The organism is Micromonospora sp. NPDC020750, from assembly GCF_044334565.1.
Classification (GTDB): Bacteria; Actinomycetota; Actinomycetes; order Mycobacteriales; family Micromonosporaceae; genus Micromonospora.
On the sequence record NZ_JBIRTH010000008.1, the window covers coordinates 262,685 to 288,075 of the forward strand.

A 25,391-nucleotide genomic window follows, 5' to 3' on the forward strand; every position below is an offset into this window, starting at 1 on the left:
GCGTCCTGTACGCCAAGGACGGCGCATACTCGTCGTGGCAGGCCGTCAACAGCGGCGGAGCCACCAAAGTCGCACTCAGCGGCAACTGGATCGGCTGGCAACAGAGCGGTAACTACTACGCCAAGAACGGCATCTACGCCGAATGGCTCACCATCGCCGGGGGCGGGCAGGTCAGCGACATCGCGGTCAGCGGTCAGGACTGGTTCGCGTTCGTCGGCGGCGGCAACTTCTTCGCCAAGCAGGGCGCCTACGCCTCGTGGTTGACCATGAGCGGCGGCGGGCAGGTCAGCGGGATCGCCATCACCACCTGACGGGCACACCACGGCGAGCGGGCGGGGAGGGCGAGGGTTCGCTCTCCCCGCCCGCTCGGCATCGGGTTGCCCACCTCGGGCTGCTGGGACTCCCCCGAGACGCGGGCACCCTGAGATCGATTACCCCAGGACGACCAGTTGGACCGCGATCAGGATGTCGAACACGCCGCACCACTCGGCGTACGAGCGGGCCACGACCTTGTCGAGCTTGAGGTGGACGAAGTCCCAGATGCCGTGGAAGAGCCAGCCGGCCGCCACCAGGTAGCGGCCCAGGTCGGGGTCCACGGCCAGCCCGAGGAGGGCGAGCGCGCCGAAGGCGAGCATGCCCAGCGCCTGGATCCGGATCATGCCGGGCCGCAGCGCGTGACCGCCGATTGCGCTCCAGATCAGCGCGCCCAGAGCGACCAGGACGATGACGGCGGTCGCTGGGATCTCCGCCAGCCGCAGGCCCGTGATGAGCAGGACGCAGACGGCCAGCACCGGCCAGGAGAGGCCCCGCCTTCCCGCCCTGGCGACGACCAGGTAGAGCAGGGGCAGGATCAGGAGAACTTCGCCGAGCCCGGCCACCTTGCCGGCGCGGTCGCCGCCGCCGAGGCTCAGCGCGGCCGACGCGAGGGCCAGCAGGGTGGGCCAGCGCCGGCCCAGGGTGCGGATCGTGCGGGTCATCGCGCGTACTCCTCGCGGCGGCAGAGCATGACGACGAGCATGAGTGGCAGCATCACGACGTGGGTGGCGATCATCAGTTGGTCGCCCGAGATGACGCTCAGCCAACTCAGTGGCGCGAGAACGATCGCCGGTGCGAACATCGCGCCGACCATCTCCAACGTGCCCGCCCAGCCGTGGCGGCGGTACCGCATCCAGACGACCATCCCGACCGACATGTCGAAGGCCATGGCCAACGCGGCGATCTCGGGGTGCCGTGCCGCCGAGTGGTCGACGCCGGCGAGGGCGAGGACCCCGGCGCGGGCCGCGCCGAGGACCAGCATGCCGACCACCATCGCGGCGACCATCTCCAGGTAGTGCCGAACGAAGTGGCGCCTCATCTGACTGCTCCCTCCGGGTATGGACAAGGGGTCAACTTGCACCGTCCACACTGGGCGAGGCGACGGACCGCCAGTAGTGCCGAACCCGCACGTGGGGGCGTGGGTCCGTCACGAGATCTCATGACACCTGTCATGCCGGTCAACTGCGACAATGGCGGCGTGGTGGACGAGCCGATCGAGCACGGGACGGGGCTCACGGGCTTTCGCCGGTACACCTGGTGGACGCTGACCGGGGCCGTGGTGAGCATGCTGGTCTTCTTCACCGGCGACTGGCTGCTGGGCGGCGGCGTGCCGGCCTGGGCCCGAAGCGTCGGCGGCGCCGCGCTCGCCGTCACCGTCGTCGCGAGCGTGGTGCTGCTCAACCGGCGGCTGATCCCGGTGCCCGGTGACGTGGTGCGGGGCCGGCCCGCCGGATGGCTGATCGCCGGGGGCGCAGGCGCCGCGGTGCTGGGCGCGATTCAGCTCGCCCTGCGGGAGTACGGGCTGTGGGCGGTGGCCCCGGCGATGATGGTGGCGATCGGCGCGGCGTTCCTGTCGGCGCGGGGCCGGCGGGCGCTCGTCACGGGCGCGCTGGCGGTCACCCCGGTGCCCGGCACGCTCGTCTGCCTGCGCTCCGGCGAGGGTGACCTGCTCTACGCGGCGGCGTTCCCGCTGGGTCTGACGGCCTTCACCGCCTGGACGACACTGGGTCCGCTGTGGGCGTGGGACGTCGCGGGCCGGTTGCACCAGGCCCGGCGGCTCGCCGCGGAGCTGGCGGTCAAGGACGAACGGCTGCGGTTCGCCGCCGACCTGCACGACATCCAGGGCCACCACCTTCAGGTGATCGCGGTGAAGAGCGAGTTGGCGGCGCGGCTGGCCGAGGTCGACCCGGACCGGGCCGCCGCCGAGATGAGGGAGGTGCGGCGGCTGTCCACCGACGCGCTGCGGGAGACCCGCGCCCTGGTGCAGGGCTACCGCCGCACCACGTTGGAAGAAGAGATCTCCAACGCGACCCGGGTGCTGACCGCCGCCGACATCGACGCGCGGATGGAGCTGCGGCCGGCCGCCGAGAGCCTGTCCGCGTCCAACCGACACCTGCTCGGGCTGGTGATGCGCGAGGCCACGACCAATGTGCTGCGCCACAGCCGCGCCGCGCGGGCCGACGTCGAGTACCGGGTCGACGGCGGCCGGGCCCACCTGCGGGTGAGCAACGACGGCGCGGTCGAGGTGCCCGGCGCGGCGGCCGGCACCGGGTTGGCCACGCTCGCCGGGCGGCTGACCGCGGCCGGCGGCGACCTGACCTGGCGGCACGACGGGGACCGTTTCGTCGTCGCGGCGAGGCTGCCGGTGGGTGCGGCATGATCCGCCTGCTGCTCGCCGACGACGAGGAGATGCTCCGCGGCGCCCTCGCGGCGCTGCTCGGGTTGGAGGCCGACATCACGGTCGTGGCCGAGGCGTCGACCTCCACCGACGCCACGCGCCTGGCTCTGGAACATCGGCCCGACATCGCCGTACTGGATTTGGAGATGCCGCCGACCGACGGGCTGCGCGCCGCCGAGGAGATCCGGGCCGTGCTGCCCACCCGGATCGTGCTGGTCACCCGGCACGCCCGGCCGGCCGTGCTGCGCCGGGCGTTGTCCGCCGGGGTGAGCGGCTTCGTGCCGAAGAGCACGGCGGCCACCCGGCTCGCGGAGATCGTCCGCGACGTCGCGGCCGGCCGGCGGTACGTCGACCCGGAGATCGCCGCGTCCGCCCTCACCGAGGACGCCTGTCCGCTGACCGAACGCGAACTGGAGATGCTGCGCGCGTCCCGGGCCGGCGCCTCGGTCAACGAGATCGCCGCGCACGTTCACCTCGCCCCGGGCACCGTCCGCAACTACCTGTCCGCGGCCATGACCAAGCTCGGCGTCAGCTCGCGTCACGCGGCCGCGCATCGCGCGTGGGAGGAGGGCTGGATCTAGCCGGGTGGGTCGGCGTTCACGACGTCATCGGTGAGAGCCGGGTGCCGTGGGGGGCGTCACCCGTACCCGCTCCTCCTCGGGACGGCTCTCGATGCCGTCGAGCTGCGTACAGATGGTCCTCCGCAGGTCGTCGTAGTCCCGGAAGCGGTAGTCGTTGAACAGGGTGTAGCCGGTCCACATCAGATTGGCGCACACCCGCGGCACCACCCGGCCCGTGGCCGCGCCCATGCCGACCAGCACCACCGACTTGATGCTGCCCGGCTCCTTCTCGTTCTGCATGTGGATCGCCTGGAACGCGGCGGCGCACGCCAGCGCCACGTTCAACGTCTCGCTCACGTTCTCCACCGACTGCTCCATCGTCGGCGTCGAGATCAGGAACTTCGGGTTGGTCGCCCCGGACGGCACACACACGGCACTTCCCACCGGCAGCGACCCGCCGAACTGATCGCGGATCGCGCGCTGGACGCGTAGCTGGATCCCCGCCCCGAGGTGCCGCTTGATGACCGCGTCGACCCCGCCGTCCATCCGGCCGGCCGAGTTGGTCGGGCTGACCCAGGCGTCGGCGTGCTCGTTGGTGATCGACCCCTTGTGGATCTCGACCTCGGGGGTGTCGGCGAACGCCGCCCGCCACGCCTGCACCACCTTGGCGTTGACGTCCTTCAGCACCACCTTGAGCAGCGGCTTTTCAAGATCGGCAGTCATGGCTCGCTCCGATGGCGGGAAGTGCGGTGTCCGACGTAGATCAAGATACCGCGCCGGGCGACGCACGAAGTGCCGGGTGGAACGCCGACGGGTGGGCTGTCCCGCTTCCCGAAAACGCATCTGTCGCACTCGCGCGGCACAATCCTCCCGCACCTTGATCACCCGTGCCGTCACCGCCACGGGTCGCCACCTCAGGAGCCCACGATGAGCGACGCCGACGCCCCCGACCCGACCGATTCGCTGGCCCTCGCCGAGCTCTTCAAGGGCGGCGGCGAGCCGTGGTTGCCGCTCCTGAAACCGGTCATCGAGGCGCAGCCGGCCGCAGCCACGTTCATCGGCCCGGGCCGCGCCCCGAAGGTCGTACCCGTCCGGGAACTGACCTTCCAGGCGCTCAAGCCCAACCCACCGCACAAGTGGAAGGTCGTCGTCTTCGGCCAGAACCCGTACCCGCGGCCCGAGAGCGCCACCGGCATCGCCATGTTCGACAACACCTTCCACGACTGGGCCGACAGCCAGTTCGGCAGGGTCGTCACCATCCGCTGCATCATCAAGGCCGCAGCGATGTGGAAGCACGGCATCCCCAAGAAGACGCCGATCGGGGACATCCGCGCGCTGCTGAAGGAACACGACACCGTGCAGCCGCCGGAGTGGTTCCAGGCGATGCTCACGCAGGGCGTGTTGCTCCTGAACGCGGCACTCACCGCGAGCAGCGACGGCGCGATGTCCACCGCCCAGCACACCGCGTTCTGGCAACCGGTCGTCGAGAGGCTCGTCGAGGAGATCCTGAGGGCGAAGCAGCACGCCGACGAAGAGGACCGGGGCGTGGTGTTCGCGTGGTGGGGGGCGCACGCCCGCAACCTGAAGAAGGTCGTGCTCCAGCTCGAGAAGAAGTACCCCGAGGTGGAGGTCCGGCACATCGACCACCCCAACCCCGCGGCACAGGGTGACATCTTCTGCGACGGGAACCACTTCGCGGACGTGAACGCGGCCCTCAGGACGCTGGGGGCCGAGGAGATCGACTGGCTGCCCAGCAAGGGGTGGAGCAAGCTGACCGGGCAGGCCGGCGGCACGGACGCGGACATGGCCGACCGGATGGGGGCGTTCATCGCCTCCACGATGGAGCTGCACAAGCTCTACCTCGAGCGGCTCGCCAGCGTCAAGGACGAGGGGCTCGTACTTCCCGCGATCACCGGCGTGTTCGACACCCCCCTCATGGACTTCCGCGAGGCCGCCGAGCCGGTGGCGAAGCTGCTGTCGGGGCTCGACCGGCACGTGGAGCAGTCGCGCCAGTTCGGCGAGACGCAGGTGAACGGCGGGGCCCACGGCCTGTCCGTCGACGAGGTCGCCGCCCTCTACCTGTACACCTGCGAGTCGGCGTTCTACCGACAGATCAACGCCACCCTGCGCAACCCGGACCGCAGTAAGATCCTCCCGTACCTGCCGTACCTGCGACTGTTGTTCTCGGCCGTGTCGCGGCTTCCGGCCCGCACGGAGCCGCTGTGGCGCGGGGTGTCGCTGGACCTGCGGGCGCAGTACCCGCTCGGCCAGACCGTGACGTGGTGGGGCGTGTCCTCGTGCACGTCGAAGCTCAGCGTGGCCCAGGCGTTCCTCGGCAGCCGCGGCAAGCGGACGCTCTTCGAGGTGCTTCCCGTGCGGGCGGTGGGCATCCGCAGGTTCTCCGCGTTCACCGGCGAGGAGGAGTTCATCCTCGCCCCCGGCACGCAGCTCGAGGTGACCGACGTGCGGGCCGAACGCAACGGCCTGTGCACCGTGCGGCTGGCCGAACTGGCCGAGCAGCACCTGGTGGCGTGAGCAGTCGAGGCCGGTGCCGGGACAACGCCGGCACCGGAGGCGTCATGCGATGACCGGAAGGCGCCGCGCCGTCGGGGGAACCTCGTTGATGCACGCCACGGGATGCCCGCCGCCTCGCGGGACCAGGGCGGGTTGCTCCTCGGCGCAGGCGTCGATGGCCTGCCAACAGCGGGTCCGGAACCGGCAGCCGCTGGGCGGGTTCACCGGACTGGGTGGATCGCCTCGGAGAAGGATCTGCTCACGCTCGTGGTGCGGGTCCGGTACCGGCGCGGCGGACAGCAACGCCTTGGTGTACGGGTGAGCCGGGCGGTCGAAGATCTCCGCCACGGTGCCGGTCTCCACCACCTTGCCGAGGTACATGACGGCGACCCGGTGCGAGATGTGCCGCACGACGGACAGGTCGTGGGCGATGAAAACGTACGCCAGGCCGAGGTCCCGTTGCAGCCGCCGGAGCAGGTTGATCACCTGCGCCTGTACCGACACGTCGAGCGCCGACACCGGCTCGTCACAGACCACCACCTCGGGCTGCAACGCCAGGGCGCGAGCGATGCCGATCCGCTGCCGCTGCCCGCCGGAGAACTGGTGCGGGTAGCGGTTGACGTGCTCCGGGTCGAGTCCGACGGTCTCCAGCAGTTCCTGGACCCGCTGCCGGCGCTTGTCGGCGGCGCCCAGCTCGCCGTGCACGGCGAACGGCTCGGCGATGATCTGGCCGATCGTCATCCTCGGGTCGAGCGACGAGTACGGGTCCTGGAAGACGACCTGGATACGCCGTCGCAGGTCGCGCAACTCCCTGCCGCGCAGCCCGGCGATGTCGGTTCCCCGGTAGCGGACCTGCCCACCGGTCGGCTGTTCGAGCCGGGTCAGCAGCTTGGCGAGGGTCGACTTGCCGCAGCCGGACTCACCGACGATGCCCAGCGTCTCGCCGGCCCGAAGCTGGAACGAGACGCCGTCGACGGCCTTGACCACCCCCGCCGACCGTTTGATCAGGCTTCCTCGCCGGACCGGGAAGTGCCTGGTCAGACCGTCGACATCGAGCAGCAGGTCGCGGGTCATGCCGCGCTCCCGCAGAGCCGGCCGATGACGAAACCGAAGTTGTACGGGTGTACCGGATTGCTGCGCGGAACCGACAGCAGGATCCCGTCGCCGGGTGACCGGTACTCCTCAAGAACGGTGAGGTCGACCGGGGAGAGCAACCGGCCGAGCAGTTCTCCCTCGGTGGTGGCGGTCAGCAGTCGGTCCTCGGTGATCTCGGGTACCAGCATGCCGCCGTGCCCGGGCCGCAGGTCCCAGGCGACCTCGACGTCGGTGACCGTCCGGGGCGGTGCCGGCTCGTCGAGCATGCCCAGGTGGACCATCACCCGGCGGACGCCGTCGACGTTCCGGGCGATCCAGGCGTCCTCGCTGCGGGAGCCGAAGCCGAGGCCGCCGACCTCGACGCCGGCGGCGGACACCCCGGCGGCGCTGGCCGCGTCGAACACCGAGTTCGGGAACGCGACCGCGGCGTCCTCACCCTGGATGTAGGGCATGCCGAAGGCGACGGCCATCTCCCGGCTGGCGGCCGACAGCGGGCCGGTCGCGTCGTAGAGCACGACGCCCCAGGTGGTGCCCCACGGGCCGGGGTGGAAGTCCAGCAGGTGGGTGGAGCGCTCGATGATCTGCTCGACGAGCACCTGGCCGGTCCGTCCGGTGATCGACTCGGTGTCGCGCAGGATCGCCTTGTTCATGTTGACGAAGCCGACCTGCTGGATGTCGTTGGAGTAGCGGGTGACGGTCCGCAGGGCGTACGGGTTGGCGGCCGGCACGACCACCAGGGTTCCACGCAGCGTGGCCGGGTCGGTGCCGGCCAGCACCGCGCGCAGCACCGCGTGCGAGAACCACTCGTTGCCGTGCACCCCGGACAGCAGGGTGAGCGTCGGCCCGTCGGCGGTGCCCGTCACCACGTGGGCGTGGATGGCCAGTTCCGAGCCGTCCAGATCGGTCAGTACGGGGAACCGGAGGATCTCGCGTTCCCCGGCACGGGTTCGCAGCGGTGCGCGGGAGGTCATGTCGTCACGGCCTTTCGGGGATCGACGAGGTGGTGGCGGTCCCCGTCAGGGCATCGCCGGGTGGGGTCACGCGCAGGCACGCCGCCAGGTGGCCGGCCGCCACCGGTACGAGGTTCGGCACGGCGTCCGAGCAGTCGGGCGTGCGGATCCCGCAGCGCGGGGCGAACGCGCACCCCGCCGGCAGCGCGGTCATGCTCGGCGGTGAACCGGGGATCGCCCACAGCTCCTCGTCGGCAGGCCGGTCGAGGCGGGGTACGGAGTCCAGCAGGCCCCGGGTGTAGGGCATCGAGGGGTTGTCGAACACGTCGGCGGCGGTGCCGACCTCGACGAGCCGGCCGGCGTACATCACCGCGATCCGGTCGGCGGTCTCGGCCACGATCCCGAGGTCGTGGGTGATCATCAGAATCGCCGCACCGGTGCGCTCCCGGACGGCCCGCAGCGCGGCGAGCACCTGGGCCTGCACGGTGACGTCCAGTGCGGTGGTGGGCTCGTCGGCGATGATGAGATCCGGGTCGTTGGCGATGGCCATCGCGATCACCACCCGTTGGCGCATGCCGCCGGAGAACTGGTGCGGGTAGTCGCCGAGCCGGTTGCGGGCGTCCGGGATTCCGACGGTGTCCAGCAGTTCCACGGCGCGGGCCCGGGCGGCGGCCCGGGAGCAGCCCTGGTGCACCCGGACAGCCTCGGCGACCTGGTCGCCGATGGTGTGCACCGGGCTCAGCGAGGACATCGGGTCCTGGAACACCATGGCGATCCGGCTGCCCCGCAGGCGCCGGAACTGCGGCTCGGCCAGCCCGACGAGTTCCTGGCCGGCGAAGTGGATCGAGCCGCTGACGGTGGCGGTGGGCGGCAGCAGCCCCATCAGCGCCGCGGCGCTGACGGACTTGCCCGAGCCGGACTCTCCGACCAGGCCGACGACTTCGCCACGGCGCAGGTCCAGGTCGAGGTGGCGGACGGCGGACACGTCGCCGCTGTCGGCGGCGAACACCACCCGCAGGTCGCGGACCGACAGCAGCACGTCGTCGGGTACCGCATCGGTGCGGGCCGCCGGCCGGGCCAGGTACCGGCGACGGCGCGGGCCCTTGGTCTGGGTCGGGTCGAGGGCGTCGCGCAGCCCGTCTCCGACGAAGTTGATGGACAGGGCGATGAGCAGGATGACCAGGCCCGGGAAGTAGAACAGCCAGGGCCGGGTGGCGACCGCGGACTGGGCGTTGGCCACCAGCAGGCCGAGGGAGGTGTCCGGCGGCTGGACACCGAAGCCGATGAACGACAGCGCGGTCTCGGCGAGGATCGCGGTGGCGACCAGGATGGTCACCGACACGATGATCGGGGCGGCCACGTTGGGCAGGATGTGCCGCACCATGATCCGGAGATCGGACGATCCCAACGCCCGGGCCGCGGAGATGAACTCACGTTCCCGCAGGCCGAGTACGACGCCACGGACCACCCGGGCGACGCTGGTCCACATCAGCGAGGCGAGTACGACCGCGATGAGCACCCACCCGCCGCCGCTGCCGGCGAAGTTGTGCCCGAGTACGGCGGCGACCGCGATCGTCGGCACGGTGAGGAACAGGTCCACCAGCCGCATCAGCAGTGCGTCGGTGCGTCCGCGGTAGTAGCCGGCGACGATGCCGACCACGGTGCCGACCACCGCCGCGCCGAACGCCACGGTGAGCGCGATCAGCAGTGACTGCTGGGTACCGCGCATCACCTGGGCGAGCAGGTCGTGGCCGAGCGAGTCGGTGCCCAGCGGGTGGGTCGCCGACGGCGGCTGCGAGTTGTCGGGCGTGATGTCGTCGTGGCCGTAGCGCCACAGCAGCGGGCCGACGAACGCGAACAACGCGACGGACACGAGGGCCACCAGCGCGGCCACGGCGAGCCGGTGCCGGCGGAACCGGGCGAGGACACCGCGCCACGGACCGGGCACGGCGGCGGGTACGGGCACCGGTGGCGGTTCAACGGACACGACGGATCCTCGGATCGAGAGCGGCGTACAGGATGTCGGCGAGCAGGTTGAACAGGACCACCGCGACCGCCGCGACGAGCAGCCACGCCATCACGGCGTTGACGTCCCGCCCGTTGATGGACTCCAGCAGGTAGTCGCCCATGCCCCGCCACTGGAAGACGGTCTCGGTGACCACCGCCCCGGCGAAGACGGCGGTGAAGTCCAGCGCGATGACCGTCACCAGTGGGGTGAGCGCCGTGCGCAGGGCGTACTTGCGCAGCACCGTGCGCCGTCGTAGGCCCTTGGCGGTGGCCAGCTTGACGTAGTCGCTGCCGAGCACGTCCAGCATCGACGAACGCTGGAACCGGCTCCACGCGGCGAAGTTGATCAGCACGAGCGTGATGGTCGGCAGCACCAGGTGGCCGGCGAGGTCGGCGATCCGGCCGCCCAGGGTGGGTGGCGGGATCACCGAGCTGTCGCCGACGGTGTAGATCAGTGTGCTGCCGGCGAGGGTGTTCAGTTCGATGCCGCCCTGCTTGAGCAGCACGGCCAGCCAGAACGACGGCATCGCCAGGAACAGGAAGCCGGTCGAGGTGAACAGGTAGTCGAGCCAGGAGTACTGGCGGACCGCGCTGACGACCCCGACCAGGATCGCCAGCACGGCCGCGATCAGCATCGCGAGAAGGACGAACCGCATCGTGATGCCCAGGCGCGAGGCGATCTCCATGCCGATGTCGGCGTTGCGGTCGACCGACGGACCGAAGTCGCCCTGGACGACCCCGGTCAGCCAGTCCCAGTACCGCTGCAGCACGGGCTGGTCCAGCCCGAGCCGTGCCTCCTCGGCGGCGATCGTGTGCGGCGGCACCGGTGGTTGTCGCTCCCGGAGTTCGGCCAGCGGATCACCGGACTTGGCCACGGCCAGGAATATCAGGAACGTCGACACGAACAGCACCGGAATGGCGACGAGCAGCCGCCGCAGGGCGAAGCCCACGATCTCCATGAGGAACCTTCCCGCGCCCGCTGCCGGCTAGCCTTCGCCGCCGGTGATCTTCCGGAGACGTCCCCAGTGCCAGAACGGGATCCGGAAGTCGACCTGGTCGGCCCAGCCGAAGAACTGGTCGCTGCGCATCAGGTAGATGCAGTACCAGAACAGCGGCACCACGCTCGCGTCGCGGGCCCACACCTCCTGGAGCTGTCGGTAGTGCGCGATCCGCTCGGCCCGGTCGGTGGTCGACCGGCCGGCGACGTAGCAGGCGTCGGCGTCGGGATTTGCCAGCGCGAGGTGGTTGCGCTGCCCGCCGCCCTCCAGCCGACTGGCGGTGATGTCCGGGTCGGGCATCATGTTCCCGCCGCTGATGGTCAGGTCGAAGTCGCCCTCCCGGCCGATCTGCCGCGACCACGTCTCCGAGTCCAGCCCGGCGTATTCGACGTGCACGCCGATCGCCGCGAGATCCTCGGTGACGCTGCGCGCCAGCCCGCCGTGGCCGTCGAAGGTCGCCATGTAGTACATCCGCACCGACAGCCGACGACCGTCCGCGCCGCGCGGGTACCCGGCCTCGTCGAGCAGCTTCTCGGCCGTCGCCGCGTCATGGCCGACCGCCGTGACGTCGCGGGCCACGGCGAAGCTGTTGCCGGGGAAGAAGTTGGCCCACGGCTCCGACCAGCCGGGCTCGGCGAAGCGTTCGAGGCGGCTGCGGTCCACGGCATGCGCGAGCGCCAACCGCAGTCGGCGGTCGGCCCACCGCTCCTGCCGGTAGTTGAAGCTCAGCAACGCGACGCCGGGACCACGCTCGCGGTACACGCTGGCGTGCTCCGAGCCCTCGGCCAGCGGCAGCCGCTTCATGGTGAGCACGTCCTGCGGAGCGAAGTGTGCCCTGCCGTCGGCGATCATGCGGACGCACTCGTCCAGGTCCGGTTCGACGACGATGGTCACCCGGTCCACGCCGGCCGGCGGCCCCCAGTACCCGTCCCAGGCTTCCAGCACGATCCGCCCGTTGGGCACCATCTCGACGAACCGGAACGGGCCGGAGCCGACCGGCTGCTGGTTGTGCGGGTTGGTCGCCCAGTCGGTGCCCTCGTACAGGTGCTTGGGCAGGATGTGGGTGGCGGCGAAGTTGCCGAGTTGGGTGAGGAACGCGGCGTTGGGCTCCTCCAGGTGGTACTCGACCCGGTGGTCGTCGAGCACCTTGATGTCGGCGATGCCGTGCAGGAACGACGCGGCGTGGTACCCGTTCGCCAGGGCGGTCAGGTGGGTGTAGGCGACGTCGTGGGCGGTGACCGGCTGGCCGTCGTGCCAGCGGGCGTGCCGGTTGAGGGTGAACCGCCAGCGCCGGGCGCCGTCCAGGCACTCCCAGTGCTCCGCCAGGTCCGGGTAGGACGCGGCGCCGCCGACCTCGGTGACGACGAGGCGGCTGAAGATGTTGTTGGCGACGAAGTAGCCGGCGCCCCCGACGAAGTTGCGGTACGACTCGTTGATCTCGGTCGTACCGTTGGGTACGACGACGATGTACTCGTCCAAGACCTCTCCTCGGTGGTTGGGGTGGGAACTGTGGATGGAAGGGTCAGCGCTCGACGGGCCGGATCCGGCCCCAGTGCCAGAACGGCACCCGGAAGCCGACCTGGTCCGGCCAGCCGAAGAAGCTGTCGCTGCGCAGGTAGTAGGCCGCGTACCAGAACAGCGGCACCCAGTCGACGTTGCGGGCCCAGACCCGTTGCAGCTCCCGGTAGTGCTCGCCGCGCCGGGCCGGGTCGATGGTGGCCCGGGCCGCCGCGTAGCAGGCGTCGGCCTCCGGGTCGGACAGCCGGGCGTGGTTGCGTCCGCCGCCGGTCTCGAACCGGCTGGCGGTGATCTCCGGGTCGGGGACCATGTTGCCGCCGCTGATCGTGAGGTCGAACTCGGCGTCGCCGGCCACCTGGCGGGCCCAGGTCGGCGAGTCGAGCCCGGCGACCTCGACGTCCAGTCCGACGGCACGCAGGTCCTCGGCGACCGCCGCGGCGATACCGGCGTGGCCGGTGAAGTTCCTCATGTACGCCAGCCGCAGCGTCGGCCGGTCGGCGCCGGCTGACGTGATCCCGGCCGCGTCGAGCAGCCGGACCGCCTCCGCCGGGTCGAAGGCCGGTGCGGTCGCGTCATCGGCGAACGCCCAGTCCACGCTGCGCGGCAGGTAGTGAGGGTACGGCTCGGACCAGCCAGGGTCGGACAGCGGGATCAGCCGGCGGCGGTCGACCGCGTGCGCGACGGCGGCGCGGGCCCGTCGGTCGTGCCACCGGTCCTGGGTGTGGTTGAAGCCGAGCACGGCGATCCCGGGGCCGCGTTTGCGCCACACCGAGGCGACCTCGCTCCCCTCGGCCAGGTGCAGCCGGGGGAAGGTGAGCACGTCCTGGACCAGGTAGTGGGCCCGCCCGTCGGCGACCTTGCGGACGGCCTCGTCGAGGTCGGGCTCGATGTCGAGGATGACCCGGTCGATCTGGGGGCGGGGGCCCCAGTAGCCGTCCCACGCCTCCAGCACCACCCGCTCGCCGGGTACGTGCTCGACGAACCGGAACGGGCCGGAGCCGACCGGCTGCTGGTTGTACGGGTTGGTCGCCCAGTCCGTGCCCTCGTACAGGTGCTTGGGCAGGATGTGGGCGAACACCAGGTTGCCCAGTTGGGCGAGGAACCCGGCGTTGGGCTGACGGAGCACGTACCGCAGCTCGTGCGGGCCGAGCACCTCGATGTCCTGCACGTCGTGCAGGAACGACGCGGCGTGGTAGCCGTTGGCCAGGGCGGTCAGGTGGGTGTACGCGACATCCTCGGCGGTCACCGGCTCACCGTCGTGCCAACGGGCGTGCCGGTTGAGCTGGAACCGCAGCGTACGGGCGTCGGGCGCCATCTCCCAGTGTTCGGCGAGGTCCGGGTACGCCGCCGGGGATCCGGTGTCGAACACGACGAGCCGGCTGTAGATGTTGTTCGCCACGAAGTAGCCGGCCGAGCCGACGAAGTTGCGGTAGACCTCGTTGAATTCCACGGCCGGGGCCGGGACCTCGACGATGAAGTCACGACCGGACCGGTGTTCACCCGTCACTCTTTGACACCCCATTCCTGGCTGTTGTAGCTGGTGCCGAAGCGGGTCGGGTTGACCCGCACGTTGCCGAGGTCACTGCGGTACGCGACCAGGGTCGGCGTCTGGTAGATCGGCAGGGTCACGGCCTGCTCGCTGATCCGGGTGTCCACCTTGTTCAGCAGGTCGACGACCTGCTGCGGGTCCAGGGTGCGGGCCGCCGCGGTGAGCCAGCCGTCGATCTCCTGGTCCTTGTAGCCGGTGTGGGTGCCCTTCGAACCGAACACCGACTGCGCGGTGGCGGTGGGGATGACGTCGAGGTTGGTGCCGAAGACGATCAGGTCGAAGTCGCCGGTGTTGACCGTGGTGCCGAGGCTGTCGGTCTCCTGGAGCTGGAGTGTGATGCCGAGCTGCTTGAGCTGGTTCTGCACGAGCACCGAGGTGTCCAGCCGAACCTGGTTGCCCTTGCTGTAGCGCATCCGCAGCGCCGGTACCGGCTTGCCCTTGGGGTCGGTGAGCTTGCCGTCGCCGAGCACGTAGCCGGCATCGGTGAGGATCTTCTTGGCCGCGTCGAGGTTTCCGTCGCCGAGCCCCGCCGGGGTCACCGTGTCGGTGTAGGCGGCGGCGCCTTCGAGGGTCTGGCCGGGCATGAAGTTGCGGTTGCCGAGCGGCTTGGTGCCGGCCGCGAACTGGCCGATGGTCTTGTCGATGACGGCCTGCCGGTCGACCGCGGTGAAGATCGCCCGGCGCAGGGCGACGTCAGCCAGCGCCGGGTGGGCGGTGTTGATGTCCAGGTGCTCGTAGACCAACCCGGAGGCCAGCGACGTGGTGACGTTGCTGATGCCCTTGAGCTGCTCGACGAGGTCGAGGGTGGGACGGGGCACGACGACCTGGATCTCGTTGTTGGCCATCGCGGTGACCGCTTGCCGCTCGTCGGTGAGGATCCGGAAGACGAGTTGGTCGAGGTGCGGGCCGTCGCCGTACCACTTGGGGTTCTTCTTCATGGTGACCGACTGGTTCGGCACGTACTCGGAGATCAGGTACGGCCCACCCGACCAGGTCGGCACCGTGCTGGCGAAGTAGTCGTTGAACGAGGTGGCCAGGTCGCCGTGCTGGGCGGCGATGTGCGCCGGCAGCAGGTGCGGGAACATCAGCCGCCACGGCTGGTAGGTGTTCTTGAACTCGACGGTGACGGTCTTGCCGTTGTCACTGCCGGTAACCGAGGCCACCTGGTCGTACCCGGCCTGGGTGGCCGGCTCGCAGGCGGAGCACTGCTGCGGGTCCTGGACCTGCCAGGTGTACTTGAAGTCGTCGGCGGTGATCGGGGTCCCGTCCGACCAGGCGGCTTCCGGCCGGATGCGGTACTCGACGGTCTGCGGCGAGTCCTTGACGACCTTGACCTCGGTGACCAGCGCGTCGTTCTTGGCCATCGTGAAGTCGGGCTGGGAGATCATCGCGTGCGGGAGCACCGGGTTGAGGATCTGCCGGTAGCCGAAGACGTCGCCGGTGGCGTGCAGGATGTTCCAGTTCTTGACGTCGACCTCGATCGAGTAGGCGAGCGTCCCGCCGTCCTTGACCTTGGCCTGGTTGGCATCGACCTGCCCGGCCTTGATGCCGTCGCCGACGTTCTCGTCGCCCCCGCCGGTGCTGCAGGCGGCGAGCAGTAGGGGCAGCAGGGCGAGCCCGGCTGTCGCCGCCCGGAGGCGGGGGTGAGGGTTGCGGTGAGACACGGATGACCTCCCGGTACGTGGACGTTCGTCGTGCTGCGCGGGGTCGGGCATCAGACGGTGATGCGCTGGTACCGGGAGGCCAGGCTGGCTAACCGGCACGGCCCCGGCATGCGCACCAGAACCAGGCGGCGTTCGTTGACCGGGGCTTCTTTCCACATGGTGGATAGTAGTATCCGCATCGCGCACGTCAAGAGTTCGTTCGGAGGATCTGAATTGGGCCGGGCGGACACTCCGTCACCAGCGCCGAACGGCGCACGGGTGGCTGCAGCGCCGACCCCGCCGCACGGCATACGATGTGCGCCGCGCAGGCATCAGCGCGGATCACGGCGGCACGGGAACGAGGGGACATGGAGCGCGAAGGCGACAGCGGAGGCGGGGGCGTCCAGTCCGTCAAACGGGCATTGCAGATCATGAATGTAATCGCCGACACCGGAGCGCCGTGCGGGCTGTCCGAGCTGGCGACCTCCACCGGCCTGCCGATCGCCACCATCCACCGGCTACTTCGGACGCTGATCAGCGCCGGCATGCTGCGGCAGGAGCCGGACCGCCGGTACGCCCTGGGCAGCGCCCTCATCCACCTCGGCGACCAGGCCCTGACCATGATCGCCCCATTGGTCCGACCGCACCTGGCGACGCTGGTCGAGGCCCTCGGCGAGACCGCCAACGCGGCCCGGCTCGAGGGAACCCACATCGTCTACCTCGCCCAGGTGGCCTCCCGTCACCAGATGCGGATGTTCATTGAGGTCGGTCGGCGGGTGGAGGCGTACCGGACCGCCGTCGGCAAGGCGATGCTCGCCCAACTCGACGACCGGGTCATCGCCGACGTGTACGCCAACACCGAGTTCGTCGCGACCACGCCGACCAGCATCACCAGCCTGGACGACCTGCTGCGGGAGCTGCGGGCCGTGCGGGCGAACGGCTTCGCCACCGACGACGGCGAACAGGAGGTCGGGGTGCGTTGCGTCGCGGTGGCCGTTCCCGGTCCACCCGGCACCCTGGCCCTGTCGGTGTCGGGGCCGACCGCCCGGATCAACGACAGCCTGGTCGCCCGGGCCGTGCCGTTGCTGCAGCAGTCGTCGTCCGTGATCGCCGCGGCGACCCGCGCCGCCCACACCGGACTGCCGGCCCCCCGGTCACACCGTTAGGGTTGGCTCCTGATCACCTGCCCGGCAGCGCCGGGGCAGCCGGGAATTCCGCCCGGCAGCCCACACCCGCCGGCAAGCCCACGCTCACCGGCCGGGCGCCTCAGTCGTCGAGCAACCGGTACGCCGGCAGGGTCAGGAAGTCGACGTAGCTCGCGCCGAGCGCGACCTCCTCGAACACCTCGCGCGCCACTTCGTACCGGCTCGCGGCGAACCGCTCCACGCCCAGTTCGACCCTCAGCGCGGCGATCTCCTCGGCGATCAGGCCGCGGACCAGGTCCACCGTGACCACCGCGTCGGTGTCCAGCACCGTCCCGGTGCGCACCCACTGCCAGACCTGGGACCGGGAGATCTCCGCCGTCGCGGCGTCCTCCATGAGGTTGAAGATGGCCACCGCGCCGGTACCGCGTAGCCACGCCTCGACGTAGCGGAGCCCGACCGCGATGTTGTTGCGCAGGCCCGCTTCGGTCACCGTGCCGGGTGTGGCCGCGATGTCGAGCAGGTCATCGGCCGCGACCTTCACGTCCTCCCGCTGACGGCCGACCTGGTTCGGCCGGTCCCCGAGGACCGCGTCGAACACCTCCCGGCAGACCGCGACCAGGCCCGGGTGCGCCACCCAGGAACCGTCGAAGCCGTCGCCGGCCTCGCGCTCCTTGTCCGCCCGCACCTTGGCCAGCGCCGCCCTGGTGGTCTCCGGCTCGTGGCGGTTCGGGATGAAGGCCGCCATGCCACCCATCGCCACCGCGCCGCGCCGGTGGCAGGTCGCGACGAGCAGATCGGTGTACGACCGCATCATCGGGGCCGTCATCGTCACGGAGTTACGGTCCGGCAGCACGAATCCGGAGCCGGCATCGCGGAAGGTCTTGATGATGCTGAACAGGTAGTCCCATCGTCCGGCGTTCAGGCCGGAGGCGTGCTCGCGCAGCTCGTAGAGGATCTCGTCCATCTCGAACGCGGCGGTGATGGTCTCGATCAGCACGGTGGCACGGACCGTGCCGGTGGGAATGCCGAGCGCCTGCTGCGCGTACCGGAAGACGTCGTTCCACAGCCGGGCCTCCCGGTGGCCCTCCAGCTTCGGCAGGTAGAAGTACGGTCCGCTCCCGGCCGCGATCAACCGACGGGCGTTGTGGAAGAAGTAGAGCCCGAAATCGACCAACGCGCCGACCGCTGCCGCGCCGTCGACGAGCAGGTGCCGCTCGTCGAGGTGCCAGCCGCGCGGCCGGACGACGATCGCCGGCAGCGGGTCGCCGGTCAGCCGGTACTGCTTGCCCTCGGCGCTGGTGAACTCGATCCGACGTTCGATGGCGTCGGTCAGGTTGAGCTGGCCGCCGACGACGTTCGCCCAGGTCGGCGCGCTGGCGTCCTCGAAGTCGGCGAGCCACACCCGCGCGCCGGAGTTCAACGCGTTGATCGTCATCTTCCGGTCGGTCGGTCCGGTGATCTCCACCCGCCGGTCGCGCAGGTCGGCCGGTGCCGGCGCGACCCGCCAGTCCGCCGCCCGGACGTCGGCCGTGTCCGGCAGGAAGTCCAGACGCCCGGTACTGGCGATCTCAGCGCGGCGGCGCACCCGGTCGGCGAGGATCCGGTTTCGGTCGGCGGCGAACCGACGGTGCAGGTCGGCGACGAAGGCGAGCGCGTCCGGGGTGAGCACCTCCGCACCGCCCACGACGGCCGGTCCAACGATCGTCACCGAGGCATCTGTGGCCATACCCCAACCCCTGCCTTTCACATCGTGAATACAAGTTTCCGCATCGCGGAAGTCGATGGGTACCATATCATCAGGGCGGGCCATCCGGTACCGCGACCAGAACCACGAGGGGAGCCCTGGTGCCGCAGGAAGCACCGACCGGCCGGTCCGGCGTGCAGTCCCTTCAGCGCGCCTTCGACCTGCTCGAACACCTCGCCGACGCGGGTGGCGAGATGGGGCTCTCCCAACTCGCCGCCGTCGCCGGTCTCCCCCAGCCCACCATCCACCGGCTGATCAGGACCCTCGTCGAGATGGGGTACGTGCGCCAACAGCCGTCCCGCCGTTACGCCCTGGGCGCCCGACTCATCCGACTCGGCGACACCGCCAACCGGTACCTCGGCCAACGGGCCCGGCCGGTGCTCGCCGACCTCGTCGCGGCAACCGGCGAGACGGCCAACCTGGCGACCCTGGACGGCGACCGGGTGGTGTACCTGGCGCAGGTGCCGTCACCGCACGCGATGCGGATGTTCACCGAGGTGGGCCGCAGGGTGCTGCCGCACTGCACCGGAGTGGGCAAGGCGCTGCTGGCCCAACTACCGGCGACGGAGGCGCACGGCATCCTCGCTCGCACCGGGATGCCGGCGATGACCGAACACACCATCACCGACCTGGCGGAGTTCGACCGCGAACTCGACCGGGTCCGCGCGGCCGGATACGCGATCGACGAGGGCGAGCAGGAGGTGGGCGTCCGTTGCGTCGCGGCACCGGTCCTCGGCGCGCCCATGATGACCGCGCTCTCCGTCTCCGGCCCGGAGGGACGGCTGACCCGACAGGCCGCCGAACGAATCGCACCGGCGCTGTGTTCGGCCGCGGAACGACTCGCCGCCGACATCGCCGCCGGCAACTGACGGCCTGACGGTCGTTCAGACGGCCCGCCGTCACGCGGCAGCCGAAAGCCGAGCGTGGTGACGGGAGCCCGGCCCTTCCCGCCGAGCTGAAGCCGGTCGCGCGGTTGGGAGCAACTCGCGCGTTCCAGCCCCGGCCCGGCGGGGAGGGCGACGAAGGTCAGGCGATCAGGTCCTGGACAGGGCGCGGTCGCTGACGAAGGACTGGAGACCGAACTGGCGGGCCCGGCGTTCGGCGAACTCGGTCAGCCCCTGGCTGTCGGCGTAGTCGAGGCTGTAGAGGTCCAGCTCCAGCTGTAGCAGTTGCTCGGCGATCTGGGCATGGAACTCAAGCACGTCGGGCGGCCACGGGGCGTAGCCGTCCTCGGTCCATCGGGCCGAGAAGGACTCGAAGACGATGCCGTCGACGATCTCGGCCAGCCGAGGCAGCATGCCGAAGCCTCGGTTGGCCAGCAGGTACGCGGGCTTGGCTTCCTCCCGTATCGCGGCGACCAGGGTGAGCAGGTGTGGCACGTCCTCGGGATAGGTCAGCTCGACATTGAGCGTGTCCAGAAAGAGCCCCGCGTAGCCCTGGGCGATCGCCTTCTTCGCCGCACCGACCACGTGCGCCACCCAGAGCGGGTGGCCGACCTGAACGAATGCTCCGCCCCAGTCCGGGTTGCGTTCCTGGCGCTGCCAGGGCGCGGGCGGGCCCTGGTCCTCCGACAGCGAGAGGTAGGCGAGCGTCTGCACGTCCTGGTCCGCGAGGTATCGCAGCTCGGTGGGTTGGTAGAAATCCGGCTGCAGGACCACCCGCACATACCCGGCGAGGTGGTCCAGATGCCCGTCGCCGTAGTAGAAACAGATGGGACGTCGGCTCATCACGGCCACCCGTGCTCTCGGTACCAGGAGAAGGTGGTGCGCACGCCCTCCTCCAGGCTGACGGTCGGCTCGTAGCCCGTCAGCTCCCGTAGCCGGGACAGGTCCGGGCAGCGGCGGGCGACCGAGCCGGGCGGCGCGGTCTCGGGCGCGATGGCGGGGCTCACCCCGGCCACACGGAGGACCAGCTTGGCGAGGTCTCCGATGTTGGTCTCCTCGCGGTCGTTGCCGATGTGCACGATCTGACCCGCGGCGGCCGGGGCGGCCATCAGCCGCAGCATGGCCTCGACGGCGTCGTCCACGTGGCAGAACGCCCGGTACTGGTCGGCGCCGGGGACCGGGAACGGGTCGGCTCCCCGCAGGGCGCGCAGGGACATCTCCGGAATGACGTGGTCGGCGCCCATCCGTGGTCCGTACACGTTGTGGAAGCGGCCCACCACGGTTTCGAAGCCGCGGGCACGGGCCGTGTGCAGGAAGGCGGCCTCACCGAGCAGTTTGCTGGCCGCGTACGCGAAGCGGGGCGCCGAGATGTCGGAGATCATCGTCGGGACGGCCTCGGACGTCGGGACCGGTACCACCCCGGCCGTCACGCCCCCGGCGTAGACCTCGCTGGTGGAGGCGAAGAAAACCCGCTCGCCAGGGGCCACCCAGTCGAGCAGGTGCATCGCGGAGAGGGTGTTGACCCGGACGACCCGGGCCGGATCCTGCTCCACGTTACGGACTCCGACGACGGCGGCGAGCAGGTATATCTGGTCCCAGCCCGTCGGCAGCGCGGCCCAGGTGTCCGGGGCGGTCAGGTCTCCGGAGACCACCCGCACCGCCGGGTCGCTCCGCAGGCGGTCGAGGTCGGCGTCGTCACGGCCACGGGAGAAGTCGTCCACGATCGTCACCTGGTGACCGTCGGAGACGAGGCGGCGGGCGAGGTGCAGGCCGATGAAGCCGGCCCCGCCGAGCAGAAGCGCCCTCATGCCGGCACCACCTGCGGGGCCGGTGCGGCCGACCCGGATGCGGCGGGGGCGGGCGGCAGGTAGCCGAGGCCCGCGTAGCGGACCCCGGCGGCCATGACCGCGTCGGAGTCGAGCACCCGCCACGAGTCGTAGATGAACGCCGGCCGCGCCGCGCCGAGCACCTCGGGGACCTGGATCGCCCGGTAGTCCGGGTGGTCGTTGATGATCAGGACGGCGTCCGCGTCGGTGAACGCCTTGTCCAGGCTGACCGGTTCGCCCCCGTACTGCCGGATCACGTCGTCGGTGACCATCGGGTCGTGACCGAGGACGGTGACGCCGGCGGCGGAGAAGACCCGCATCATGGTGGCGATCGGGGTGCCACGCATGTCGTCGGTGGCCGGCCACCCCTTGTACGCCCAGCCGAGCACCGCCAGGCGCGCACCGAGGCTACGGCCGCGCGCCTCGATCAGCATCCGGACCACGGTCTCACCGACGTGGATGGGCAGGTACTCGTTGAGCTGGCGGGCCTTGCCGACGAGGAACGGCCGGCGGTCACCCGCGCTGTCGATCATGATGTACGGATCCTTGGAGAGGCAGCCACCCCCGACGTACCCGGGCTTGGCGAGGTCCGGGCGTGGGTAGTCGACGTTCGCCGCGTTGATCACCTCCAGGGGGTCGAGGCCGTGCCGCTCGGCGATCAGCGCGATCTCGTTGCCGAAGGAGTAGATCAGGTCGGTGTGGCAGTTGTTCGAGAGCTTCACCAGCTCGGCGGTCTCCAGTCCGGACACCGGTACGACGGCCCGCACCAGTCCGTTGAAGAACTCGATCCCGGCGGCGAGGCTCTCGGCGTCCAGGCCGCCGATCACCTGCGGCAGCTCGACGAGTTCACGCAGCGCCTGGCCCTGGATGGTCCGTTCCGGCGCCATCACCAGCCGGACCTGCTCGCCCCAGGCGGCCCGCAGCTCCGGCAACACCACCCGGCGGCTCGTGCCGACCGGCACCGTGCTGCGGACCACCACCAGGGTGTCCGGGCGGCAACTGGCGGCCACGACCCGGGCGGCGGCGGCCAGGTTCGCCAGATTGGGACGCTGGGTGATGTTGTCGACCGGCGTCGACACGCTGATCACCGCCACGTCGACGGTGTCCTTCGGCAGGTCGGCGCCCACGTGGATGTTCTTGCCGAGGTGGGCGGCGAAGACGTCCTCGATGCCGGGCTCGAAGATGTGTGGCCGACCGCGGGAGAGCGACTCCAGCACCGCCGGTGACACGTCTGCGCCGTACACCGTGAAGCCCTTGTCGGCGAGGGCGGCGGTGAGCGTGAGCCCCACGTAGCCCAGGCCGACGACTCCGATTTTTGTGCTCATTCGTCTTTTCCTTCCGTTCCTGTGTGTCGTGATTGAGGTGAGGTCCGGTGCCCGGACCTCCCGTCGCGGAGGCCCGGCCGTCCGCGACGCACTCAGCCGCAGCGGGCTGTGAGCCGATCGAGTGCCCGGACGGTGACCGTGCCGGCGAACCGTTCCGCGCGGTAGCGGCGGCAGGCCCCGCGTACGTGGTCGGCGCGCACGGCGTAGTCGACCGCGAGCACGAACTTGCCGGCATCGCGCAGCGCCCGGGTGTGCGCCAGGTTCTCCGCGCACCAGCTCCGGGTGCACGGCTCGTCCGTGGCGAGGTAGAAGAGCTCCTCCATCGCGATGCCGTCGACGGCGGCGGTATAGCCCGACTGCTCGCGCAGCTCGGGAGAGTTCTGTGGAACGATCAGGAAACCCGGCCGCTTGGCCTTGGCGTACTCGCTGATCCTGACGATCAGGGCGGCCATCTCGGCACCGAGCCGCGCGCGGTCGCGGCCCTGGGTGGCATCGAGGGAGATCTCCTCGTACGCCAGCGGCGTGTCCAGGTAGACCCCGTCGAAGCCGGCGCGCAGTGCTTGATCGACCCGGGGCCGCACGACCCGTTCCCACCAACGGGTGTCCCAGTAGTGGACGAAGTACTCGCCGGGCCAGTCCGTCCACTCGTTGGCCAGCAGGTCCCGGGCATCGCGGCGGATCACCGGGTACTCCGGGCGGAAGTTCTCGAGGCTGCCGATCTCGAAGTACGCCAGCACCCGCTTGCCGCTGCGGCGCAGCGCGCCGATCTCGGCAGCGGTGAAGTAGCCGGTGTGCCCGTCCCGGGTCAGGTCGACGACGGCGAGCTGGTACCGGCCCCGAGTCAGCGCGTCGAGCCGGCCGTCGGCGTACCCCTGTAGCTGGTACGCCCAGTCGGTGATCGTCCCGGGCGAAGTGGTGACGACACCGCCGGGTACGGCGGTGGCCGGGTCGATCGGCGGCGCCGCGGACGGGGAAACGCCGGCCGGACCTGGGCCAGGACCGACCGAACTGCCCGGACTGCCTGAACTGACCGGTGCGGCGCTGGTGCCGGATGGCGGCGCCGACACCGGTCCGCTGCCCGGCCGGCGGCCGACGAACCCCCACATCGCGGTCGCCACCAGCACGGCCACCCCGGCGAGGGCGGCCACGAGGAGCCGCTGGTTACCGCCGCCCGGGGACCGGTGGCTCACCGCGTCTCCCCGGCGGCCCAGATGTCCTTGATCGATGTCGCCAGGTCGCGCACCGGCGACCAACCCAGCTCGTGGTCCGCCCGGCTGACGTCGGCCCGGATCCAGTGGACCGTCATCGAGCGCTGCGGCCCGGTGCCGGCCTCGCGGATCCGGCCACGGTAGCCCGCCGTGCCGGCCAGCAGCTCGACCGCCTCCCGCGCGGTGACCGCCCGGCCGCTGCCCGCGTTGAAGACCCGGTGCCGTAGCTCGGGCGCGAGCACCGCCGCGACGATCAGCGCGGCGAGATCCCGCACATCCACGAAGTCCCGGTACGCCGAGAGCGGCCCCAGGGTGATCTCCGGGGCGCCGTCGGCCAGCGCGCTACGGATGCGCGCCGCCGCCCGACCGAGCAGGTTCTCCTCCGACATGCCGGGACCGATCGGGTTGAAGACCCGCAGCGAAACCGCATCGGCCTGCCCGGATTCGCCGGCGAGCTGGAACAGCCGGGTCCCGGCCAGGTGGCTGACGCCGTACGCGCTGACCGGCTGCGCCGGCTCCTCCTCGGTGACCGAGGCACGATCCGGCACCGGGCCGTACTCGCCGGCCGAACCGAGCCGGACCAGTCGGGCCTGCGGCACCGCGGCGACGGTCGCTTCCAGCAGTTTCGCCGCGACCAGCGTATTCGCCGTGACCAGCTGTGCGGCGGAGCCGGCAAGGGCGCCCACGCAGTTGACCACCGCGTCCGGGGCGACCTCGCGCAGGATCGCCGCGAGGGCGTCCGGTTCGCCGTCGAGCAGGTCGAAGGTCGCCCGGCCCGGGCAGATCACCTCGGTCACCCGCGGGTCCGACTCCAGAGCGGCACGCGCGTGCCCACCGATGAAGCCGGACGCGCCGAAGAGCAGCACCCGCGTCACGTCAACTCTCCGGCTCGCACGACGGCCGACAGGTCTGCGACGGCCAGCGGGTCGCCGACGGCCGTCCCGTCACCGAGGGCCACCCCCAGCGGCCTCGGGCGGGCGGGCAACAGGATCGGCTTGAGCTGTGGGAACGAACGGTTCGCCTCGTCGTAGTCCTCCGGCCGGCCGATGTCCAGCCAGAACCCGTCGAACGGGTACGTCACCGGGGGGTCGCCGCCCGCGAGCAGGTCCAGCACCAGCTGGTCGAAGCCGAAGGCGAGCCCCGCCGGGTAGGGATCGAGCGTCTTCCGCGACATCCCGTACACGCCCATGCTGACCGGGTAGCGCAGCGCCGGCTTCTCCCGGAACCCGACGATCCGCCCGGCGTCCACATCCAGCACGCCGAAGTCGATCTGGTGCACCCGCTCGGAGGTCGCCAGCGTCAGTCCCGCGCCGGATAGTTTGTGGGTGCGGAGCAGGTCGCCGTAGTCCAGGTCGGTGAGGATGTCACCGTTCATGACCAGGAACTCGTCGGGCAGCCTGTCCTTCAGCTCGAACAACGGGCCGACCGTGGAGAGCGGTCTGTCCTCCTCGACGTAGTCGATGACGAGCCCCCACCGGTGGCCGTCCCCGACGAAGGCCCGGATCAGCGGGCCGAGGTGGTTGATCGCCAGGGTCACCGAGGTGAACCCGCGCGACGCGAGCTGATCGAGCACGATCTGCAGGATCGAGTGGCTGTCGCCGATCGGCATCAGGGGCTTCGGCAGCGCCGTCGTATACGGCCGTAACCGCACCCCTTTGCCGCCGGCAAGGATCACCGCGTGCAACCGGACCTCCCCAAGGGCCTCGAGTGGA

The 25,391-nt window shown here is 70.8% G+C and carries 23 protein-coding genes; 6 read left to right on the forward strand and 17 right to left on the reverse strand.

What is annotated here, in order from left to right:
• On the forward strand, positions 1 to 311 hold a 311-nt coding region (locus tag ACH4T9_RS24480; protein WP_396673677.1), incomplete at its 5' end, for a hypothetical protein.
• 120 nt (positions 312 to 431) lie between these two features.
• Here ACH4T9_RS24480 and ACH4T9_RS24485 read toward each other — a convergent pair.
• Positions 432 to 977 (reverse strand): hypothetical protein, encoded by a 546-nt coding sequence (locus ACH4T9_RS24485; RefSeq protein ID WP_396673678.1) that lies wholly within the window; start codon positions 975 to 977, stop codon positions 432 to 434.
• Positions 974 to 1,354, reverse strand: coding sequence for a hypothetical protein (locus ACH4T9_RS24490; RefSeq protein ID WP_396673679.1), 381 nt, complete (start codon positions 1,352 to 1,354; stop codon positions 974 to 976). The genes ACH4T9_RS24485 and ACH4T9_RS24490 overlap by 4 nt, the downstream gene beginning before the upstream one ends.
• 120 nt (positions 1,355 to 1,474) lie before the next feature.
• On the opposite strand from ACH4T9_RS24490, the gene ACH4T9_RS24495 reads away from it, so the two are divergent.
• Positions 1,475 to 2,695, forward strand: a complete 1,221-nt coding sequence (locus ACH4T9_RS24495; RefSeq protein WP_396673680.1) for a sensor histidine kinase — start codon at positions 1,475 to 1,477, stop codon at positions 2,693 to 2,695.
• On the forward strand, positions 2,692 to 3,294 hold the full coding sequence (locus tag ACH4T9_RS24500; RefSeq protein WP_396673681.1) for a DNA-binding response regulator: 603 nt from the start codon (positions 2,692 to 2,694) through the stop codon (positions 3,292 to 3,294). Before ACH4T9_RS24495 ends, ACH4T9_RS24500 begins: the two co-directional genes overlap by 4 nt.
• A gap of 24 nt (positions 3,295 to 3,318) precedes the next feature.
• Here the strand turns inward: ACH4T9_RS24500 and ACH4T9_RS24505 are convergent, their stop codons facing one another.
• Positions 3,319 to 3,996, reverse strand: coding sequence for a macro domain-containing protein (locus tag ACH4T9_RS24505; protein WP_396673682.1), 678 nt, complete (start codon positions 3,994 to 3,996; stop codon positions 3,319 to 3,321).
• A gap of 204 nt (positions 3,997 to 4,200) precedes the next feature.
• Here ACH4T9_RS24505 and ACH4T9_RS24510 point away from each other — a divergent pair, with 204 nt between their 5' ends.
• The gene (locus tag ACH4T9_RS24510; RefSeq protein ID WP_396673683.1) at positions 4,201 to 5,808 is read left to right on the forward strand and encodes an ADP-ribosyltransferase domain-containing protein; all 1,608 of its coding nucleotides are present in this window, start codon (positions 4,201 to 4,203) and stop codon (positions 5,806 to 5,808) included.
• Between the two features lie 42 nt (positions 5,809 to 5,850).
• On the opposite strand, the gene ACH4T9_RS24515 is transcribed toward ACH4T9_RS24510, so the two are convergent.
• Genes ACH4T9_RS24515 through ACH4T9_RS24545 form a run of 7 tightly spaced genes read right to left on the reverse strand, consistent with a single transcriptional unit; the run spans position 5,851 to position 15,568 of the window.
• On the reverse strand, positions 5,851 to 6,861 hold the full coding sequence (locus ACH4T9_RS24515) for an ABC transporter ATP-binding protein (RefSeq protein WP_396673684.1): 1,011 nt from the start codon (positions 6,859 to 6,861) through the stop codon (positions 5,851 to 5,853).
• On the reverse strand, positions 6,858 to 7,853 hold the full coding sequence (locus tag ACH4T9_RS24520) for a succinylglutamate desuccinylase/aspartoacylase family protein (protein WP_396673685.1): 996 nt from the start codon (positions 7,851 to 7,853) through the stop codon (positions 6,858 to 6,860). Before ACH4T9_RS24520 ends, ACH4T9_RS24515 begins: the two co-directional genes overlap by 4 nt.
• Before the next feature lie 4 nt (positions 7,854 to 7,857).
• Entirely contained in the window at positions 7,858 to 9,819 is a 1,962-nt protein-coding gene (locus tag ACH4T9_RS24525; protein ID WP_396673686.1) for a dipeptide/oligopeptide/nickel ABC transporter permease/ATP-binding protein, read from the reverse strand.
• The gene (locus ACH4T9_RS24530; protein WP_396673687.1) at positions 9,809 to 10,798 is read right to left on the reverse strand and encodes an ABC transporter permease; all 990 of its coding nucleotides are present in this window, start codon (positions 10,796 to 10,798) and stop codon (positions 9,809 to 9,811) included. Before ACH4T9_RS24530 ends, ACH4T9_RS24525 begins: the two co-directional genes overlap by 11 nt.
• Positions 10,799 to 10,825: 27 nt before the next feature.
• A complete protein-coding gene (locus tag ACH4T9_RS24535) occupies positions 10,826 to 12,316 on the reverse strand; it encodes an ABC transporter substrate-binding protein (protein ID WP_396673688.1) in 1,491 nt (496 codons plus the stop codon).
• Positions 12,317 to 12,359: 43 nt separating this feature from the next.
• Positions 12,360 to 13,862, reverse strand: coding sequence for an ABC transporter substrate-binding protein (locus ACH4T9_RS24540; RefSeq protein WP_396673689.1), 1,503 nt, complete (start codon positions 13,860 to 13,862; stop codon positions 12,360 to 12,362).
• A complete protein-coding gene (locus tag ACH4T9_RS24545) occupies positions 13,859 to 15,568 on the reverse strand; it encodes an ABC transporter family substrate-binding protein (RefSeq protein ID WP_396673690.1) in 1,710 nt (569 codons plus the stop codon). Before ACH4T9_RS24545 ends, ACH4T9_RS24540 begins: the two co-directional genes overlap by 4 nt.
• Before the next feature lie 347 nt (positions 15,569 to 15,915).
• On the opposite strand from ACH4T9_RS24545, the gene ACH4T9_RS24550 reads away from it, so the two are divergent.
• On the forward strand, positions 15,916 to 16,713 hold the full coding sequence (locus ACH4T9_RS24550) for an IclR family transcriptional regulator (protein ID WP_396673691.1): 798 nt from the start codon (positions 15,916 to 15,918) through the stop codon (positions 16,711 to 16,713).
• Between the two features lie 100 nt (positions 16,714 to 16,813).
• Here ACH4T9_RS24550 and aceB read toward each other — a convergent pair whose 3' ends face one another.
• The gene (aceB, locus tag ACH4T9_RS24555) at positions 16,814 to 18,418 is read right to left on the reverse strand and encodes a malate synthase A (RefSeq protein WP_396673692.1); all 1,605 of its coding nucleotides are present in this window, start codon (positions 18,416 to 18,418) and stop codon (positions 16,814 to 16,816) included.
• Positions 18,419 to 18,537: 119 nt separating this feature from the next.
• Here aceB and ACH4T9_RS24560 point away from each other — a divergent pair, with 119 nt between their 5' ends.
• A complete protein-coding gene (locus ACH4T9_RS24560) occupies positions 18,538 to 19,305 on the forward strand; it encodes an IclR family transcriptional regulator (RefSeq protein WP_396673693.1) in 768 nt (255 codons plus the stop codon).
• A gap of 165 nt (positions 19,306 to 19,470) precedes the next feature.
• On the opposite strand, the gene ACH4T9_RS24565 is transcribed toward ACH4T9_RS24560, so the two are convergent.
• The 6 genes from ACH4T9_RS24565 to ACH4T9_RS24590 form a co-directional block, all read right to left on the reverse strand.
• Positions 19,471 to 20,163, reverse strand: coding sequence for a hypothetical protein (locus ACH4T9_RS24565; protein WP_396673694.1), 693 nt, complete (start codon positions 20,161 to 20,163; stop codon positions 19,471 to 19,473).
• A complete protein-coding gene (locus ACH4T9_RS24570) occupies positions 20,163 to 21,128 on the reverse strand; it encodes an NAD-dependent epimerase/dehydratase family protein (protein WP_396673695.1) in 966 nt (321 codons plus the stop codon). Before ACH4T9_RS24570 ends, ACH4T9_RS24565 begins: the two co-directional genes overlap by 1 nt.
• Positions 21,125 to 22,471, reverse strand: coding sequence for a nucleotide sugar dehydrogenase (locus tag ACH4T9_RS24575; RefSeq protein WP_396673696.1), 1,347 nt, complete (start codon positions 22,469 to 22,471; stop codon positions 21,125 to 21,127). Before ACH4T9_RS24575 ends, ACH4T9_RS24570 begins: the two co-directional genes overlap by 4 nt.
• Before the next feature lie 92 nt (positions 22,472 to 22,563).
• Complete coding sequence (locus ACH4T9_RS24580) at positions 22,564 to 23,661, reverse strand: endo alpha-1,4 polygalactosaminidase (protein ID WP_396673697.1); 1,098 nt, start codon at positions 23,659 to 23,661, stop codon at positions 22,564 to 22,566.
• Positions 23,658 to 24,554: an NAD-dependent epimerase/dehydratase family protein gene (locus ACH4T9_RS24585; RefSeq protein ID WP_396673698.1), complete on the reverse strand. Its 897-nt coding sequence runs from the start codon at positions 24,552 to 24,554 to the stop codon at positions 23,658 to 23,660. Before ACH4T9_RS24585 ends, ACH4T9_RS24580 begins: the two co-directional genes overlap by 4 nt.
• The gene (locus ACH4T9_RS24590) at positions 24,551 to 25,354 is read right to left on the reverse strand and encodes a sugar phosphate nucleotidyltransferase (protein WP_396673787.1); all 804 of its coding nucleotides are present in this window, start codon (positions 25,352 to 25,354) and stop codon (positions 24,551 to 24,553) included. Before ACH4T9_RS24590 ends, ACH4T9_RS24585 begins: the two co-directional genes overlap by 4 nt.
• Positions 25,355 to 25,391: the final 37 nt, after the last annotated feature.